Origin of the sequence: Ditibartonella choladocola (assembly GCF_002007565.1) — a bacterium.
GTDB lineage: Bacteria > Pseudomonadota > Alphaproteobacteria > Rhizobiales > Rhizobiaceae > Bartonella > Bartonella choladocola.
The window spans coordinates 1,001,300-1,019,532 of the sequence record NZ_CP015625.1 but is presented as its reverse complement, the minus strand read 5'-3'; the positions used below and the strand labels follow the sequence as shown (position 1 = coordinate 1,019,532).

The 18,233-nt window shown below is 46.6% G+C and carries 17 protein-coding genes; 9 read left to right on the top strand and 8 right to left on the bottom strand.

Annotated features, from left to right (window positions below):
- Positions 1–191: 191 nt before the first annotated feature.
- The 6 genes from lptF (at position 192) to rsmA (ending at position 7,752) form a co-directional block, all read left to right on the top strand.
- Complete coding sequence (lptF, locus tag BBC0122_RS04545) at positions 192–1,382, top strand: LPS export ABC transporter permease LptF (protein WP_077994497.1); 1,191 nt, start codon at positions 192–194, stop codon at positions 1,380–1,382.
- The gene (gene lptG, locus BBC0122_RS04540; protein WP_077991736.1) at positions 1,379–2,470 is read left to right on the top strand and encodes an LPS export ABC transporter permease LptG; all 1,092 of its coding nucleotides are present in this window, start codon (positions 1,379–1,381) and stop codon (positions 2,468–2,470) included. The genes lptF and lptG overlap by 4 nt, the downstream gene beginning before the upstream one ends.
- Positions 2,471–4,834, top strand: a complete 2,364-nt coding sequence (locus BBC0122_RS04535) for an LPS-assembly protein LptD (protein ID WP_077991734.1) — start codon at positions 2,471–2,473, stop codon at positions 4,832–4,834.
- 106 nt (positions 4,835–4,940) lie between these two features.
- Positions 4,941–5,912 carry a peptidylprolyl isomerase gene (locus BBC0122_RS04530; RefSeq protein ID WP_077991732.1) on the top strand — a complete coding sequence of 324 codons (972 nt, stop codon included), beginning with the start codon at positions 4,941–4,943 and terminating at the stop codon, positions 5,910–5,912.
- Positions 5,912–6,919, top strand: coding sequence for a 4-hydroxythreonine-4-phosphate dehydrogenase PdxA (gene pdxA, locus BBC0122_RS04525; protein ID WP_077991730.1), 1,008 nt, complete (start codon positions 5,912–5,914; stop codon positions 6,917–6,919). The genes BBC0122_RS04530 and pdxA overlap by 1 nt, the downstream gene beginning before the upstream one ends.
- A complete protein-coding gene (gene rsmA, locus BBC0122_RS04520; protein ID WP_077991729.1) occupies positions 6,916–7,752 on the top strand; it encodes a 16S rRNA (adenine(1518)-N(6)/adenine(1519)-N(6))-dimethyltransferase RsmA in 837 nt (278 codons plus the stop codon). Before pdxA ends, rsmA begins: the two co-directional genes overlap by 4 nt.
- Positions 7,753–7,984: 232 nt before the next feature.
- On the opposite strand, the gene gmk is transcribed toward rsmA, so the two are convergent.
- The 8 genes from gmk to BBC0122_RS04475 all read right to left on the bottom strand — a co-directional run bounded on the left by gmk (position 7,985) and on the right by BBC0122_RS04475 (position 16,122).
- Positions 7,985–8,653, bottom strand: a complete 669-nt coding sequence (gene gmk / locus BBC0122_RS04515; RefSeq protein WP_077991727.1) for a guanylate kinase — start codon at positions 8,651–8,653, stop codon at positions 7,985–7,987.
- Between the two features lie 60 nt (positions 8,654–8,713).
- Positions 8,714–9,601 (bottom strand): YicC/YloC family endoribonuclease, encoded by an 888-nt coding sequence (locus tag BBC0122_RS04510; RefSeq protein ID WP_077991725.1) that lies wholly within the window; start codon positions 9,599–9,601, stop codon positions 8,714–8,716.
- A gap of 607 nt (positions 9,602–10,208) precedes the next feature.
- Positions 10,209–11,234, bottom strand: a complete 1,026-nt coding sequence (gene mltG / locus BBC0122_RS04500) for an endolytic transglycosylase MltG (protein WP_225868176.1) — start codon at positions 11,232–11,234, stop codon at positions 10,209–10,211.
- 558 nt (positions 11,235–11,792) lie between these two features.
- Complete coding sequence (gene fabF, locus BBC0122_RS04495; protein WP_077991721.1) at positions 11,793–13,055, bottom strand: beta-ketoacyl-ACP synthase II; 1,263 nt, start codon at positions 13,053–13,055, stop codon at positions 11,793–11,795.
- A gap of 118 nt (positions 13,056–13,173) precedes the next feature.
- Positions 13,174–13,410 (bottom strand): acyl carrier protein, encoded by a 237-nt coding sequence (locus tag BBC0122_RS04490; protein ID WP_077991719.1) that lies wholly within the window; start codon positions 13,408–13,410, stop codon positions 13,174–13,176.
- Positions 13,411–13,756: 346 nt separating this feature from the next.
- Entirely contained in the window at positions 13,757–14,494 is a 738-nt protein-coding gene (gene fabG / locus BBC0122_RS04485) for a 3-oxoacyl-[acyl-carrier-protein] reductase (RefSeq protein WP_077991717.1), read from the bottom strand.
- 15 nt (positions 14,495–14,509) lie between these two features.
- Positions 14,510–15,454 carry an ACP S-malonyltransferase gene (fabD, locus tag BBC0122_RS04480; RefSeq protein WP_077991715.1) on the bottom strand — a complete coding sequence of 315 codons (945 nt, stop codon included), beginning with the start codon at positions 15,452–15,454 and terminating at the stop codon, positions 14,510–14,512.
- 83 nt (positions 15,455–15,537) lie between these two features.
- Positions 15,538–16,122 (bottom strand): undecaprenyl-diphosphatase, encoded by a 585-nt coding sequence (locus tag BBC0122_RS04475; RefSeq protein ID WP_077991713.1) that lies wholly within the window; start codon positions 16,120–16,122, stop codon positions 15,538–15,540.
- A gap of 337 nt (positions 16,123–16,459) precedes the next feature.
- Between BBC0122_RS04475 and rpsF the strand changes: the two genes are divergently transcribed.
- The 3 genes from rpsF to BBC0122_RS04460 all read left to right on the top strand — a co-directional run bounded on the left by rpsF (position 16,460) and on the right by BBC0122_RS04460 (position 18,216).
- A complete protein-coding gene (gene rpsF, locus BBC0122_RS04470; protein WP_077991711.1) occupies positions 16,460–16,870 on the top strand; it encodes a 30S ribosomal protein S6 in 411 nt (136 codons plus the stop codon).
- Positions 16,870–17,118 carry a 30S ribosomal protein S18 gene (gene rpsR, locus BBC0122_RS04465; protein ID WP_075870048.1) on the top strand — a complete coding sequence of 83 codons (249 nt, stop codon included), beginning with the start codon at positions 16,870–16,872 and terminating at the stop codon, positions 17,116–17,118. Before rpsF ends, rpsR begins: the two co-directional genes overlap by 1 nt.
- A gap of 117 nt (positions 17,119–17,235) precedes the next feature.
- On the top strand, positions 17,236–18,216 hold the full coding sequence (locus tag BBC0122_RS04460; RefSeq protein WP_077991709.1) for a hypothetical protein: 981 nt from the start codon (positions 17,236–17,238) through the stop codon (positions 18,214–18,216).
- Positions 18,217–18,233: the final 17 nt, after the last annotated feature.

Genomic DNA, 18,233 nt, shown 5'->3' with positions numbered 1-18,233 from the left:
CCATCTTGCAACTTAACCGTCACTTGTGGCAAAAGAAAATTGTTAAGAAGCGGTTAACTAAATTTTTTTGCCTCTTGTTAGATTCATTATGATATTTGACAGAAAAGAGAAATGAACGGTTTGGATATGAATTCCCGCTTCTAAAAAGCTGGATGTCATGAATTTTGATAGTGAGGATGTATTTTTTGCCAATGCGCATTATTGAACTATACATCCTTCGGCGCGTTTTTGTTCTGTTTGCAGCAGTTCTGCTAGCGGCTGTCGGCATTAGCTGGACGGTGCAGGTTCTTTCCAGAATCAACTTCCTGACGACAAGTGGCCAGACTGTTTTTACTATTCTTCAATTTTCATCTTTATTTATTCCGTCGGTCATTCCCCTCGTCATTCCCTTCGCTTTGGTTATTGCGATAGCGCAAACCTTATCGACGATGAATCAGGATTCAGAACTCGTAGTTATCAATGCTTCGGGAGCGCCAAGGGGAACCGTCTGGAAACCGATTCTCATCCTCGCAGTGCTGGCGGCTTGTTGTTCATTTGTGATTACCAATTTCATCAGCCCGCAGGCGCGTATCACCATGCGGCAAATGATGGCCACAACACATTCCGACCTTATCAATGTTTTTATTCAGGAAGGGAACTTTCGCGAATTAACCGATGATCTTTATATGGAAATTGGCGAACGTCACGATGACGGCACAATCGGGCGGCTTTTTATTGCCGACCAGCGAGACCCTTCTACCGACCTTTATTATTATGCCGTAAACGGTTCTATCGTCAGCAATGATAACGGTGATTTTCTTATCCTTAATAATGGCGAAGTACAAAGACGTGATAATAAGGCCGAAACCGTGTCGATTATCAAGTTCGGCTCTTATACATTCAACCTCAGCGATTTCACCGCGAGTGATGGAACACCGACTATTTTTCCGAAAGATCGCCCACTCGTCTATTTGTTTCATCCCGATGCCAATGATTCTTATTTTCAAAGGCGTCCGTTGCAATATACCGCAGAATTACACCGTCGCTTCACCGATTGGCTTTACCCGATTGTTTTTGCCTTGATCGCTTTGGCAGTGGCAGGTGATGCACGCTCGCAGCGTCAGGCTCGTATTTCGGCATCGTTTTCCGCAATTTCGCTTTCGCTCCTCGTTTATGCGGTCGGCTATTTCTTTGGCGACCGTGCCGACAATGACCTCGGCTATATACCGCTTTTATATATTTTGCCGATCGGCGTTTGCGCTTTCATTGCCTTCCTGTTTATAACGAATCGAAAAATGACACTTCCCGACCGGTTCAGTGACAAACTTCTGACCGGTATGAAGCGGATTAGAGCAAAAATTTTCCGTCACAAACAATCTGATGTCAACGGAGGCGCATCATGATCGGTTGGACCTTGGGGCGGTATTTTTTTACAAGATATGTAAAAACCACAATTTATTTTCTGCTCGGAATCTTCGTTCTATCGCTGCTGATTGATTTCACGATCAATGCCGGGCGACTGGCAGGGCTACCCGGCTATTCGGCATTCGGAGCACTGGCTATCTCGGCACTGCGTATTCCTTTTAATATGCAACAGTTATTTCCGTTTGTTGCTCTGTTTTCGGCAATGGCAACGTTGATTACATTGAACAGAAAAATGGAACTTGTCGTTACGCGCTCTATCGGTGTTTCGGCATGGCAGTTCTTGACGCCTTTGTGTTTCGGCGCATTCTTATTCGGCCTTTTCGGAGTCGTCGTCGTCAATCCGATCGCAGCCTGGGGAACATCGCAGTCGGAAAAAATACTTTCCGAGTGGAAAGGTAAAAATGTCGAGGCAACTGTGGATAACGAACGTGTTCCATGGTTAACGCAAAGAACCGATGTCGGCATTACAACCATAGGTACAAAATCGACTGCTGACGGCGGCTTGACACTGGTGGATACGACCTTCGTCGAATATAATGACGATGCGACAATCAAGGATTGGCTCAATGCCACACGTGCACACCTCACACACGGCTATTGGCTGCTCGAAAGTGGTGCTCGCTACAGGGCTGGCCATGAGCCTGAAAATTTTACAGAATTGAAGATTCCGACAAATCTGAGACCGGAATTTGTCGAAGAAAAATTGGCCGATCCGGCAACCATCCCTTTTTACGATTTGCCCAGAAAAATTGAAATCGCCAGATCATTCGGTTATTCGGCCAATTCGTTCGATATGCAGTTGCAATCTCTGATTGCACTTCCTGCTCTTCTTATTGCGATGACATTGATCGCAGCAACTGTTACATTGAAATTTGTAAGGTTTGGTCAATCACGTACAATGATTTTGGGTGGAATCATTGCCGGGTTCGTGCTTTATGTAATCACGGTTCTTGTGCAGGCTTTTGGCAAGGCGGCTTATGTGCCACCTGTCATTGCTGCTTGGGTGCCGGTTGTTATTGCGTTATTTTTTGGTATATCCTTTTTGTTGCATAAAGAGGATGGCTAGGTGAGACAATTGACAAGTGGAATGAAAATTTCAAACAGCCTCAGGGCGTTGGCACTCGGTACCGCATTGGGTTGCTCTTTGGGTATAGGCGCAGTTTATGTTGCTTCTGCCCAGGACTTCAGTGCTATGAAAGCCACGCATCAAACTGATCCTAACGCACGTATGTTGCTTTCAGCAGACGAGCTTGTCTATGATCGTGATGCCAATACGGTCACCGCGCAAGGCAATGTGCAGATCGAATATGATGGCAACCGCATTGTCGCCCGTAAAGTTGTCTATAACCAGAAAACGAATCGCGTTCTGGCCGAAGGTGATGTTGAAATTGTCCAGCCTGACGGGAGCAAATATTATTCCCAGCAAATCGATATGACCGATGATCTGGGGGAAGGCTTCGTCAATTCTCTCAGAGCCGAAACGCCGGATAACACACGATTTGCAGCAGTAAGTGCCGAACGCAGCGGCGGGCAGATGACTGTCTTCAATCGCGGTGCTTATACTGCCTGCGAACCCTGCTATTATAAGCCCGATAAGGATGTCCTCTGGCAGATTAAAGCGAAAAAGATCATCTGGAATGGCGCAACCAAAACAATGCGTTTCGAGGATAGCCATTTCGAGTTTTTTGGCTTGCCGGTTGCATGGTTTCCGGTTTTTGAAATGCCGGATCCGACAGTCAAACGCAAAACAGGTCTTTTAACCCCGAATTTTGTTTATACCAATGATCTGGGTTTCGGTGTCCGTAATTCCTATTTCTGGAATCTGGCTCCCAATTATGATTTTACACTTTCCGCAACCGGCTACACCAATCAAGGGCTGCTGACCGAAGGCGAATGGCGCCACCGTTTGGAAACCGGTACATATAATATCCGTTTTGCCCATATTTATCAGGCAAATCCTGATGATTTCGACCATGATACGATTGATAGCAATAACGATAATCGTTATATGGTGGCAACCAAAGGTGATTTCCGGATCAATTCCAATTGGACATATGGATGGGATATTCTAGCCCAATCGGATAGAAATTTCAGCCGCACCTATGATCTGGAAGGCTACAAAAACGATGTATTCCGTTCCCAGATCTATTTGGAAGGTCTTGCCGGACGCAACTATTTCGATATGCGCTTTTATCACTTTGAAGTGCAGGATTCGATGCTGAAGGATAATCCAAGCGAACGTTATACACGTCAACCATGGGTTCTTCCCCGCATTGATTATTCTTTTATACCTGACGAAGCAGTCTATGGCGGCGAATTCACCTTCCATGCCAATGTACAATCTATCTACCGTGATAAAGCGGATTTTGCATTTGCCGACTGGCAAGGACGCCCGCTTAATACGGCAAGACTCGCGGGTATGTCCGGAACAGATTTCCGCTTGACCTCCGACGTTGAATGGAAAAGAAGCCTGATTAGTCAAGGCGGTCTGGTGTTTACACCAATTCTGGCATTGCGTGGTGATGGTATAGGTGCGGACGCCCATGGTAATTATGGCGGCTACATGACAGATGGCAGCTATAGCCAGTTGGATATCAAATCGGGTGCTTTCCGCGGGATTGCAACTGCGGGACTGGATTTGCGCTATCCCCTGCTCTTTACTGCCGGTAATTCCACCCATGTCATCGAGCCGATCGCGCAAATTTTCATTCGCAATAATGAACAATATACCGGGCGCCTGCCTAACGAAGATGCCCAAAGCTTTGTCTTTGATGCCACAACATTATTTCAACGCGACAAATTTTCCGGTTATGATCGTGCAGAAGGTGGAACGCGCTCGAATGTCGGTCTGAGATATTCCGGTAACTTCGACAACGGTTGGTCGCTATACGGTCTGGCCGGTCAATCTTTCCAGATTTTCGGGAAAAACTCTTATAACGCCAAAGATTTCGTTAGCGTCGGGGCCGATTCAGGGCTGGAAAGCGCCCGTTCCGATTACGTTGCCATGATCGGTGCAAGCAATGAACATGGTTTTGCAATAGCCTCGCGTGGCCGTTTCGACAATGATTCCGGTTCGATACGGCGCGGCGAAGTAGAAGCTTCACAAAACTGGAAGCGGGTTTCGCTTTCCTCGCAATACGCCTATATTCAGAGTCAGCCGGATTATGGCTATGCTCAGGATCGTCAGGAAGTCAGCCTCTATGGCAATTATAAATTCACAGAACATTGGTCGATTCATGCAAATTCGAGTTACGACCTTGTTTCCGATACTTTCGTGAGATTAGGCACGGGCGTGAATTATCTTGACGAATGTTTCGGCTTCAATCTCGGTTATTCTCAAACCCGTAACCCTTGGGAAAACGAGCCAAAGCATACATTCGGCTTTCTGTTGTCTTTCCGTACTGTTGCAGACATCGGCAAGGCCATGTAACAGTGTAAGTCAAGACGAGCGTCTTTTGGTGAATTCATGTTTTTATGATAAGAACAATATATCGATTATTTGTTGAAAAATTGGCAAAAAGCGGAAGCTAGAAACAATGAAGAAGATAAAAAACAGCTCATTGGCATTATGTATTGCGTCGCTCATGGGCGTAACTTTTTTACACAGCAACGCCTTTTGTGCACCACGAGCCCAGCAGGCCGGAGTTTCGGCGCAAACAGCTGTCGCCGTCATTGTTAATGGTAATGCAATTACCAATTATGACATTCAAAGGCGTGCTGCCTTCCTTAAATTGCAAAGAAAAACAGGAAATCTGACTGCGCAAGCCAAGGACGAACTTATTGAAGAAATGCTCAAGCGCGTCGAAATGAAAAAACGCAATATCGACGTTTCGGACGACGAGGTAAACAAGGCATTTATGGGCTTTGCCGAACGAAATCATATGACTGTGGCACAGCTTACCGATATGTTGGGCCAAGCCGGTGTAACAGCCGACCATTTTAAAAATTATATTCGCGTCCAGATGGGATGGGGGCGTTTGGTCAGTGCACGTTATCGCGCCGAGGGCGGAATTATTTCCGAACAGGAAGCCGTACAGCGTATGTTGAAAAACGGTGGCGTTAAACCTACCGCTAACGAATACGAACTGCAGCAAGTTATTTTTGTTGTTCCAAGTGACCGACGCAATGCAATATTGGGAAAAAGGAAGCAGGACGCCGAATTATTCCGCTCGAAATTTTCCGGTTGCAGCAATCTTAAACAACAAGCAACAACTATGCTTGATGTCACTGTGCGTAACCTCGGCCGCGTGCTTGAGCCTCAATTGCCGGAAGAGTGGGAAAAAGCAATCAAGGCAACTCCTGTCGGGCGCATGACCCCACCACAGGAAACTGCAAGGGGCGTTGAAGCCATTGCCGTTTGCAATATTAAAAAGGTTTCGGACGATAAAGTCGCTCAATTGGTCTTTACTATTCAGGACAATGAAAAGTCCGGAGATAAAAAGGCCGAGGACTTAAGTGAAAAATATGTGAAGGAATTGCGGTCGAAAGCCCGCATTGAAAATCCTTGATGCCTGTCCTTGCCGTCAGTAGTGGTGATCCTGCAGGAATCGGGCTGGAAATTGCACTGAAAGCCTGGCAATTACGCCATTTTCGTCAGATACCGGCTTTTTTTGTTCTGGCTGACCCTGATGTGGTCGCAAAGACAATTTCATTATTGAAAATGGATGTCCGCTTTGCAGTTGTTGATATTGACGCGGTCGAAAAAAAATTCGACGAGACTTTCCCGATTGTCGCGTTAAATAACCGGCAATCGGCTGAACCGGGGCAGCCTTCTTCAAAAAATGCAGCCGGAATTGTGGAAGCAATAGAACGCGGTGTTCGATTTGTTCACTCGAAAAAGGCATGTGCATTGGTTACGTGTCCGATAGCTAAGAAAATTCTTTATGATGCAGGCTTTCATTTTCCCGGCCACACAGAATTTTTAGCCGATCTCGCGGCAAAGCTTGATGGACGGCCTTATAAACCGGTTATGATGCTTGCCGGTCCTGAATTAAAAACCGTTCCGGTAACTGTCCACATTGCTATAAAAGAAGTTCCACACTCTTTAATCAAGGAATTGTTGGTCGAAACAGGGCGTATCGTTGCACGGGATTTATCCGAAAAGTTTGCTATAAAAACTCCACGACTGGCAATAGCCGGCCTTAACCCGCACGCCGGTGAAGGTGGTGCGATGGGGCACGAGGAAGAAACCGTTATCAAACCGGCGATGGACATTTTGCGCTCCGAGGGAATCGAGCTTATTGGTCCACTTCCGTCAGATACCATGTTCAATGCCCGTGCTCGCGAAAATTACGATGCTGCGTTGTGTATGTATCACGATCAGGCATTGATACCGGTTAAAACAATCGGGTTCGATGACACCGTCAACGTCACTCTGGGGCTGCCTTTTGTTCGCACTTCCCCCGATCATGGAACAGCTTTTGATATAGCGGGAAAAGGAATAGCTTCACCTGAAAGCTTCATCGCCGCTTTGAAGCTTGCCGACAAACTTGCAAAAAACACGCACCAGTCATGACAATAGATTCACTCCCTCCTTTACGTGAAGTCATTGAAAAATTCGGCTTGAGTGCAAAAAAATCGCTTGGACAAAATTTTCTGTTCGATCTCAACTTGACCGCAAAAATAGCGCGTCAGGCGGGTGACATAGCCGGAAAGCCGGTATTGGAAATAGGACCCGGTCCTGGCGGCTTGACGCGCGCCCTGCTCGCTCAAGGTGCAATTGTGACGGTCATCGAACGCGATACACGTTGCATTGCCGCGTTAGAAGAAATTGCTGGAATCTATCCTGATCGCCTACGTATTATTTCAGGTGATGCACTTGTCGAAGACTATCAAAGCCTTTTTAACGGCACTGAAAAGCCTGCAATCGTTGCCAATCTTCCATATAATATCGGAACCGAACTTCTGATACGTTGGCTTTCAGCCGAACCTTGGCCGCCTTTTTATAAATCCATGACATTGATGTTTCAAAAAGAAGTGGCCGAACGTATTGTGGCACTCCCCGGTTCCCCGCATTACGGCCGCTTGGGCGTTCTCGCCGGATGGCGCACATATTCGCGCATAATGTTTGATGTTCCAAGACAAGCCTTTACACCTCCCCCTAAAGTAACCTCCTCGATCGTTCACATCATACCGAATGATAATCCGCTTCACTGTAACCTGCATTATCTGGAAAACGTGACCAAAGCGGCATTCGGACAGAGACGCAAAATGCTCCGCCAAAGTCTCAAATCGCTCGGTGGCGAGTCTTTACTTGAAAAAGCGGGAATCGACGGCACAAGAAGAGCCGAAACACTCGATATAAAAGAATTTGTAGACCTTGCCAAAGCCCTTGAAGAACAAGGATAGAGCTTTTACCGCTTCAGAAAAACAACCGCCAGCAGACAAATTCCAGAGAGCACGCTACCCTCACGTTTCTATCAAGCAATATTGTTTGCAAACGATCAATTATTTTCGCTTCTCGAACCAAAACATGAGGCAATATTTTCGTGAAATGTCGCAAAACACCGAAAGGCGATTTATCGGGCAGCGTCATGTATCATTGACACTGCCAATGGCTGATATTCCCGTTCAGACCAAATTATTCCACTTTTTCATTCAATAAGCCATTTATGAAAGAAGTGAGGTAGAGACAGCGGCGCCTTTTCATTGCCTCGGCCAGATGGATGGCTTTTATAAGGGAAAATGACTGTTCGAGATCTTCGTTAATTATCACATAATCATATGATTTATAATGCTCGATCTCTCCGCGTGCATTATGGAGCCTGAGGTCAATCACATCTTTTGAATCTTCTCCACGTCCGGTTAAACGTGATTTCAACTCCTTCATCGAAGGCGGCAAAATAAAGATGGAGACAACATCATTCGGCATTTTTTCCTGTAATTGTCTGGCGCCTTGGTAATCAATGTCGAAAAGCATATCACGGCCTGCGGCGAGAGCTGTATCCACCGTTTCGCGTAATGTACCGTAAAAATGGCCGTGAACTTCCGCCCATTCTATCAATTCGTCATTATCGCGCTTCTCTTTGAATTCTTTTTCGCTGATGAAGTGATAATGGACACCATTAATTTCGCTCGGTCTTGGTTCGCGCGTCGTAACGCTAACCGATAATCCAAGATGACCGTCTTCCAATAATAAACGCGACAATGTGGACTTACCGGCACCCGATGGTGATGAAATCACCAACAATACACCGCGTCGTGTTCCCGCATTTTTCAAATTGAGTTCGCGTTCAGATGTATTTTCCATTGTCCATTCCTTCATTAATCGTCATAAAGCAGTAAAGCCCCAAGCGCCATGACTTTTCATTTATTCAACGTTCTGGATTTGCTCTCGCAACTGGTCAATCACCGCTTTCAAAGACAGCCCAATGGTCGAGAGCGAGGCTGTATGCGCCTTCGAGCACAGCGTATTGGCTTCACGGTTGAATTCCTGAGCAAGAAAATCCAGCCTCCGACCGACCGGTTCGTTCAATCCGAGCAAATATCGTGCAGCTTCGACATGCCCGTCAAGACGGTCTAGTTCCTCCTGAATGTCGACTTTTGTAGCCAGCAAAACCGCTTCCATTTCCAATCTCTGGCTGTCGAATTTGTCACCGGCTCCGAGAAGACAGTCAACAAGCTCTTTTAACCGGTCTTTTATTGCTTCTTGTGTTCGCGCCGGATCATTGCGTGCTTCATTGACCAGTTTTTCAATATTATCTATCTGGCCTGACAGAATCTTTTGAAGATTGCCCCCTTCTTTTTCGCGGGCAAATTTGAGTTCATTAAGGGCTTTTTCAAATCCGCCCACAATAGCCCGCCTCAGATCCTCGTTTTCGACTGTTTCATTTTCCGGCGTACCGTATTCAAGGATACCTTTCATATTCAACAAGCCGTCGATCGTGGGTTTTTGAATCCCGTATGTCTGTTCGAGTTCGTCGGATAACTTCAATACCCAATCGAGATACTCCCGATTGATTTTCGGGTGGGAATTGCCCGCAGCAAAAGACACATTAAGCGAACAATTTATATTGCCCCTCGAAAAAAACTCGGACGCCTTTTTTTTCAATTCATATTCAATAGTGTCAATGGCAATGGTCGAGTGAAATCTCAAATCCAGATTCCTGCCGTTAACCGAACGCGTTTCCCAAACAATTGTCGCGTTTTCCGCTGTCATCATTGATCGGGAAAATCCTGTCATACTCTGCAATGTCACTAAACTCCTGTTAAATATTGTTGCCCCCTCAAACAACATTTCTGAAAACTAACGGGTGAAAACAGTCATAGAACCTTCCCACGGTGGTGAGACATTCAAACTTTTTACAATTACAGACGGGAAAAGCGATCCTTCGACAGAACCGGTCTGTGATTTCTGTCGAGCTATGCCGATCGCTGTTTTATTTTCTACAAAATCACATTTCCGCACACCATCTTCAAGCACTTTGGTTTTTAAGTTTTTCCGATTCTCTATTGGTTCAGCGTCCATAATTTTTCAAAACAGCGTGAGACAAACTAATCATTCCCACTTTTATATTATCAGTTAAATCGAGGCAATCGAATTGCATGCAAGAAAAAGGGTCATTTGAATAGTTCATCCGACAATCATGAACCTACTTTATTTGAGAAAAATGTTTAAAACGCCGTGCTATTTAAAAAGCCGGATTTGATAACGTCTTTCAACTTGAATGCTCGTAAAATGCCGGTAACGAATAATTCGACATCATAATGCTCTTTATTCGGCAAATCGCAATGTCGACGCAATCCGGTGCGGGTGACCGCCTGCTTGATAAGAGTTTTACAGGTTATTTTTCTGCCTGATTAATTTACTCGTCTTTTTGCAGAGCGCGCCATTTGCGCACATTTGCATTATGCTCATCCAATGTTTTTGAAAAAACATGTCCGCCCGTACCATCAGCAACAAAATAAAGTGCATCCGTTTTAGGTGGATTGGCTACGGCTTCTAACGCGTCTTTTCCTGGGTTTGCAATCGGTGTAGGCGGAAGTCCGTTTATTTTATAAGTGTTATAGGGAGTTTCTTTATCAAGATCGGATTGATAGATCGGCCGGTCGGATGGTTTACCCTTCCCCCCGAACAAACCATAAATGACCGTCGGGTCGGATTGCAGCCGCATATTTTTTTCAAGCCGGTTATAAAAAACCGCTGCCACCTGAGGTCTTTCGGACGGGATGCCGGTTTCTTTTTCGACGATTGAAGCAAGTGTCACAAAATCATTGATATTTTTTATAGGCAAATCGGCTCTGCGCTTTGCCCAGATGTCGGCAACCAGTTTCTGCTGGCCTTCCCGTAACCGTTTCACAATCTGTTCACGCGTCGTCCCGCGGGTAAAGTTAACGGTATTTGCCATAAGGCTTCCCTCAGGCGGCAAAACTTTCGGTAAATCGCCGACCAGAATATCATTGGCGGCAAGACGGTCGAAAACTTGCGCCACAGTCAGCCCTTCCGGCACGGTAAACGAATGTTCTATCGATTTTCCATTCACCAGAATGTCCATAATATCTTTCATGGAAGCATGTGCCGGTATGGCATATTCTCCGGCTTTTAAAAGCCGCGCTTTATCCTGATAGCCGACACCGTAAACAAAAATATCTGCCGACCTTATCAAGCCCTGTTTTTCAAGTATGGAAGCAATTTCCCTGATTCCGGAACCTTGACTGATGAGAACCACTTGTTCGGATTCCTGCGGTCCTGCTGCAAGAAACATGTTTTTTCCGACATATATCGGTATCGTGACTGCCAGAATCACCACCAGAACCAGCATCAGGAAGAAATTTCCGAGTATTATAAACGGATTTCGCGCAACTTTGGACCGGCTCGGTTTGGCTGTTATTTTTGCGCCACCATTTTTTTCCGAAGTCGTACCTTTCTCGTTCGGAATGTTGCCGGAATTGTCATTTCCGGACGGCGTGGGGTCCACCCCTTCGTTTTGCTGCTGATCGTTACCGCCAATTTGCAAGCGCGATGAATGCGCTTCCTTAGGCTCTTCAGTCGGCTTTTGCGATAAATCCGCTTCCTCAAGTTCTTCTTCAGGCTCTATCGAAGATTGCTGTAAAGTCGGCAGACTGTTTTGATCTTTTTCGACCTCTCCCTCGGCAACTGGTGCGCTAGCTTGTCCGGAAGGCTGCGTAGCCGGTTCCGCTTGCGAAGGAGTTTGTTTTAATGACAATGCACCGGATTCCGAGGCGAATTGATCCTGTTCCGGTTGTTGCGATTCTTTTTCTGATAAGGATGACCGGGAAAAATTATGGTCGGATGTCATCTTCTTTTCTTCATCAGACATAAGCACACATCCTGTTTGCTACAAATTTCCCGTTATCACCGGTTATCTCAAGATTGCGGCAAAATTTCAAGAATGTAGCGAAAAAGCGAAATATTCCGGAATTTTCATCTATTTTGAAAAACGGCGCATAATCAACGATGCATTGGTTCCGCCAAATCCGAACGAGTTCGATAAAATAGTGTCGATCTTGCGTTCACGCGGTTTATGGGGAACGAGATCTATCTTCGTTTCGACAGACGGATGATCGAGATTGATTGTCGCGGGTGCAATATTGTCGCGGATGGCCAACACACTGAATATAGCTTCGGCAGCACCGGCAGCCCCCAACAGATGGCCTATTGATGATTTTGTAGAAGACATCGAGACTTTCGAGGCATGTGCGCCCATGACACGTTCAACGGCTGCCAGTTCGATTGTATCGGCCATCGTCGATGTTCCGTGTGCATTGATATAATCAATTTCCGAAGGATCGATTCCGGCGCGCTTGATAGCCGCACGCATGCACCGCTCTGCTCCATCACCACTTTCGGAAGGAGCTGTTATATGATAGGCGTCGCCGGACAAACCGTAGCCGATCACTTCTGCATAAATTTTGGCGCCGCGCTTTTTAGCGTGTTCCAATTCCTCAAGCACAACAACGGCAGAGCCTTCCCCCATAACAAACCCGTCACGGTCTTTATCGTAAGGACGTGAAGCATGTTCGGGGTCATTGTTACGACCGGTTGACAGCGCTTTACAAGCAGCAAATCCGGCCAGAGAAATGCGGTTCACCGGTGATTCAGTGCCGCCGGCAAGCATAACATCAGCATCATCAAGTGCAATCAGCCTTGATGCGTCACCAATCGCGTGCGAGCCTGTCGAGCATGCAGTAACAACAGCGTGGTTAGGGCCGCGCAAGTGGTGTTTGATCGAAACATAACCCGATGCGAGATTGATAAGTCGTCCGGGAATGAAAAATGGTGAAATACGCCTTGGCCCTTTGTCCCGCAAAGTATATCCGGCTTCCACTATTCCTTCGACACCGCCAATACCCGAACCGATCATAACTCCGGTACGAATCTGGTCTTCGTCATTCGACGGGTGCCAGCCGGCATCATCTAGTGCTTCGTCCGCCGCCCCCATTGCGTAGAGAATGAACGGATCAACCTTGCGCTGTTCCTTCGGCTCCATATGAAGATCGGCATTGAACGTTCCATCAGTACCGTCACCGAGTGGTATACGGCCGGCAATCTGGCACGGAAGATCATCGACCTCGAACTCGGTTACACGGCGAACGCCGCTTTTACCTTCAAGAAGCCGTTTCCAGCTATGTTCCACGTCGCCGGCCAGTGGAGAAACCAGCCCCAAACCGGTAATGACGACACGTCTCATACTTTCAAATCCCAATCTTAAAAATTAAACCGGATTACTCGTTTATTGGCGAGCAAATATTGGCGAGAAAAAAGAACAGGAGACAAAAACCGACAAAGGTTTTTGCCTCCTTAAGCAATCAGGCCGAAGCCTTGTCGATAAATTTGACGGCATCGCCAACGGTCAAAATCGTTTCGGCTGCGTCGTCAGGAATTTCTACGTTGAATTCTTCCTCAAAAGCCATGACCAATTCTACGGTGTCAAGACTATCGGCACCAAGATCGTCAATGAAACTTGCGTTTTCGGTTACTTTATCTGCATCAACACCAAGATGTTCGATGACGATTTTCTTGACGCGTTCTGCTGTATCACTCATGTCGGATCCTCGACTTTTGTTGTTTCCCTGCCTTGGTTAGCGGCACGGGCTCATCTAATCAAGCAATAGATGCATTTAACCCTATCATTTTTAGGTTTTCAAATACATCCTGTGGATATCCCCTCAAGGGATCAACCGGCTTTACCCGCCGGCCTTAAAGGCGCCAGTTACCATACTCGGCGCCAAGGCGCAAAGATATTTTAGCAAATTTTGCGTCTTTCTCTTCATTTTGTGCCAGAATTATGTCTTTTTGCTCAAGCAAAAACTATAAAAACACAGCATCCGGCACAAAATATTGCACTTTTAAAATTGGTGAATATTCATTCGAGTCTTTCACAATCAATCGTCAGATCATCGCCATTCCGCCATTGACGTGCAATGTCTGGCCGGTGACAAAGGAAGCCTCGTCACTTGCAAGATAGATCGCGGCAGCCGCCACATCGTCGCTTGTTCCTATTTTCTTCATAGGAATAGCCGAAATAATTGTTTCCTTTTGCTTGTCGTTAAGTTTGTCGGTCATTGCCGACTCAATAAACCCCGGAGCAATACAATTGACTGTCACATTGCGGCTTGCAATTTCCTGAGCGAGAGATTTCGAGAAACCGATGACTCCGGCTTTGGTTGCACAATAATTGGTTTGACCGGGATTACCGGTAACACCGACAATAGACGAAATATTGATAATGCGCCCGTAGCGGCGGCGCATCATCGGGTGGGTCAATGCGCGTGTCAAAAGAAATACCGCTGTCAGGTTGACAGCCAACACATCATCCCAGTCACGGTCGCTCATACGCACGAAAAGGCCGTCACGTGTTATGCCGGCATTATTGACCAGAATATCAATGCCATCCATTTCATTTTCGGCTTTTTCTGCCAATTTTGCAATTTCTTCACGATCGGAAAGATTGGCAGGAAAAACGAAACAATTATCACCCAGCTCTTCGGCAAGAGCTTTCAGCTTTTCCTCGCGTGTGCCATGAAGTCCGACAATAGCGCCCCGTTCATGCAACCGACGTGCAATCGCTTCGCCGATACCACCGCTCGCTCCGGTTACAAGTGCCTTACGCCCTTTAAATTCAAACATCGCCAAATTCCTTAATCATACACCAAGCGCTTTCAGCGCATTGTCAATCTCTTCGGCTGTCCCTACGGTCAAGCCGTGCAAATTCCGGTCGATTCGTCTTGCAAGTCCGGTTAAAACTTTGCCGCTACCGACTTCAAAAAGTGTATCGACCTGATGAGCTGCCAACCATTCCACTGTTTCGCGCCATCTCACGCGGCCTGTGACCTGACGAACGAGCAATTCTATGATTTTTTCCGGATTTGTTTCCGGCTCGACAGAAACATTGGGAATAACCGGCACACTTGGTGCAAGTTTATTCACGTCGAGAAGAGCATCATGCATGGCTTCAGCAGCAGGCTGCATCAAACTGGAATGGAACGGTGCCGAAACAGAAAGCAGAATTGCCCGCTTTGCACCCTTTTCTGTTGCAAGTTTGACTGCTTCGTTAACAGCTTTTGTCGCGCCTGAAATAACAAGTTGCCCGCCGCCATTATCATTGGCAATTTCGCAAACGCCTTCCCCCAGAACCGAACTGCAAATCTCTGCAACAACGTTTTCTTCAAGGCCGATAATTGCTGCCATGGCTCCCTCGCCTACTGCAACCGCTTCCTGCATGGCATTTCCACGAATTCTCAAAAGGCGCGCAGTATCGGCAAGGCTGAACGTTCCAGCAGCACATAATGCCGAATATTCGCCAAGAGAATGCCCTGCTACGAATGAAACCTTGTTCTTGAGATCAAGTCCGTTTTTTTCGAGCACTCTGATGACAGCCATGGAAACTGCCATCAAAGCCGGTTGTGCATTAGCGGTCAATGTCAAAACATCTTCCGGCCCTTCAAACATAACCGAGGAAAGTTTTTCACCCAAAGCATCGTCGACTTCTTCAAATACTGCACGCGCTTCGGAAAATTGTTCCGACAGTGCTTTGCCCATACCAACTGTCTGACTTCCCTGACCGGGAAAGGTAAATGCACAAACCATTAGAGTGTACTCCCTGGCTTAAAAACAAAGATTATCAGGTCTTGGCCTATAAAAGCGCTAAAAGTCAAGCCGGACTTAACGGATCAGGCCTGTAAATCTGTTCCTCTTCCTTTTGGTGAATATGGCAATTCATAAATAAATTTGGGAACAAACGGCATAAGAAATCGCGCTACTATCACAGAAATTACAAGCCCCAGAACAATACCGCCGAAAATATCGGAAGGATAATGGACGCCTGTAAAGACACGCCCCCAACAAGTCAGCAAACCGAGGACAAGACCAATTCTCGCCACCTGTTTATAACGATACCAATATAATGAAAAAACATAGATTGTGAAAATCAAGGCATGATTACTCGGAAAGGAAGCATTTTCCTTGTGTTCGATAAGAGCTTTGACGATTCCTGCCACAAAGGGACGCGGTCGATAGCAAAGTTGTCCGATAATAAAACTGAGGAGAAGCGCTACAGCCACTGAAATCACGATAGAAAGAGCTGCTTGCCTTTCCCCTCGCCCGCCAAGAAACCATAATATAATCAGGTGGAATGGAATGAAATAGATAAGGAATTTCGCACAAACAATGCCCAAATAAGCAATGAGTGTCGGGGTCTGCGGGGTTGCGGCGAAAAAATTGAAAATGAGAATATCGATATTTTCCAGAAAAGCCATTTTGCCTGAACTCCGAAAATTGGCTGTTTAAATTTCAATCACTCATATATCGACAATATCATTCTTCCAACCCGAAAACGGTTTTTGTTGTCTTCCTGCTTGCTATTTTTCCAAATACACTGTAAAGACCGCGCGTTCATTGTCGGCATTTGGCCGGGGGTTGAACGGAGGGTCGCCTAACAAGCGACAGGAAACGTTAATGTTTCAAGCCTCCCGTGTCTCCGCTCTCGAATGTCTCGAAACACGCGTCCTTTCTTCTTCGGCTTTAGCCGGAAAGACAAGTCGCAGAGGCTCTGCGCCGGAAGTCGACAAAGATTAACAGAAGAAAGGCAAAACAATGGCTCTTTATGAACATGTGTTCCTTGCCCGACAGGATATTGCACCGCAACAGGTTGACCAGCTTGTAGAACTCTACAAGGGTGTCATTGAAGCCAATGGCGGCAAAGTCGGGCGTATTGAAAATTGGGGTTTGCGTACGCTGACCTATCGCATTCGCAAGAATCGCAAAGCCTATTACACTTTGATGAATATTGATGCTCCGGCTGCTGCCATTGCAGAAGTCGAACGGCAGATGCGCATCAATGAAGACATTCTCCGTTACATGACCGTTCGCGTTCACGAGCTTGAGGAAGGCCAATCCGCGATGCTTTCCCGTCGCGATCGTGATGAACGTTATGGCAAGGATGATGACCGTCCGCGCCGCTCGCGTCGTTCACGTGATGATGATAACAATGAAGGAGATGAATAATGGTTGATATTAGTCAGATCCCGACCCGTCGTCCTTTCCATCGTCGTCGCAAAACCTGTCCGTTTTCAGGTCCGAACGCACCGAAAATCGACTATAAGGATGTGAAACTTCTTCAGCGCTATATTTCCGAGCGCGGCAAGATCGTTCCTTCACGCATTACCGCAGTGAGCCAGAAGAAGCAGCGCGAATTGGCTAAAGCTATCAAGCGCGCCCGTTTCCTCGGCCTTCTGCCTTATGTCGTCAAGTAAGCAATTCTGGCAGCCGGCTTGACCGGCTGCTTCCCCTGCTTTCGGTGCAGGTTTAAATAAAACCGGAGTTGGAGCAATCATCTTGGCCCCTAACTGCAAAGGCAGGACAGCGAATCAATGTTGCAAAAAAAATCCTATACATTTCCGGCGGGTATTTTGGGCGGGCTGTTTGCTGCCGTCCTTGCAACAGCTATTATGAGCTTTTTTCTGGTCTTTCCGCCACTTGCATTGTTACTCGGCTGCTTTATGTCGCTACCGATTTTCATAGTGGCCTTTGGTTGGGGCACGGCTGCCAGCGTCATTTCTCTTGTTACAGCAACAGTCGTTCTGATATTTGCACAAAATTTCTATATCGGGCTTGGCTTTACATTGCTGTTTTTCCTTCCCGCCGTCTATGCATCCTGGCTGTTAGGGCTTGCCGAAATGGACGAGGATGGCCATGCCATCAAGTGGTATCCGCTTTCTTCTGTCATCTTTTTGTTGACCGGCTTTATCTCGATTATTTGTGTTTTCATCGGCACAATACTCTACAACAACCCGACCACGCCGATCATTGCCGGTGAAATTGCCAGTTTTATCGCAAACTCCTTGCGTGAGACCAATTCGGCAAGCGAAGCCGACATCGTCACCTTCCACGACTTTCTGGTAACCAATATCGTTCCGTTATTATCGAGTAGTCTGTCCACTTACGGCGTACTCTTTCTCACCGGAAATCTGTATTTTGCGCTTGTCGGTGCGCAACGCATGAAACGACTCGCCCGCCCGCGCGATGACTGGCCGAAAAAATTCCGTCTGCCATTGCCCGCACTTATCATTTTTATTGTCGCCTTCGGAGCCACATTTTTCCAACTGGGGACATTTCTTAATCTATGCGCGTCGGTCTTCAACACGACTTTTACATTGGCAATTTCAATGACCGGACTTGCCTATCTACATAATCTGACGCGCGGCATTAATGGGCGGATTTTTATATTGGGATTCGTCTATGTTTCGCTTTTCACGTTCATATTCACTGTTCCGGTATCCCTCATTCTTCTTTTGATGGGGATATGGACAACCATTCAAGACAGCCGTCAACACGGCAAAATCAAACAATAAATGCAGCTGAAAGGAAT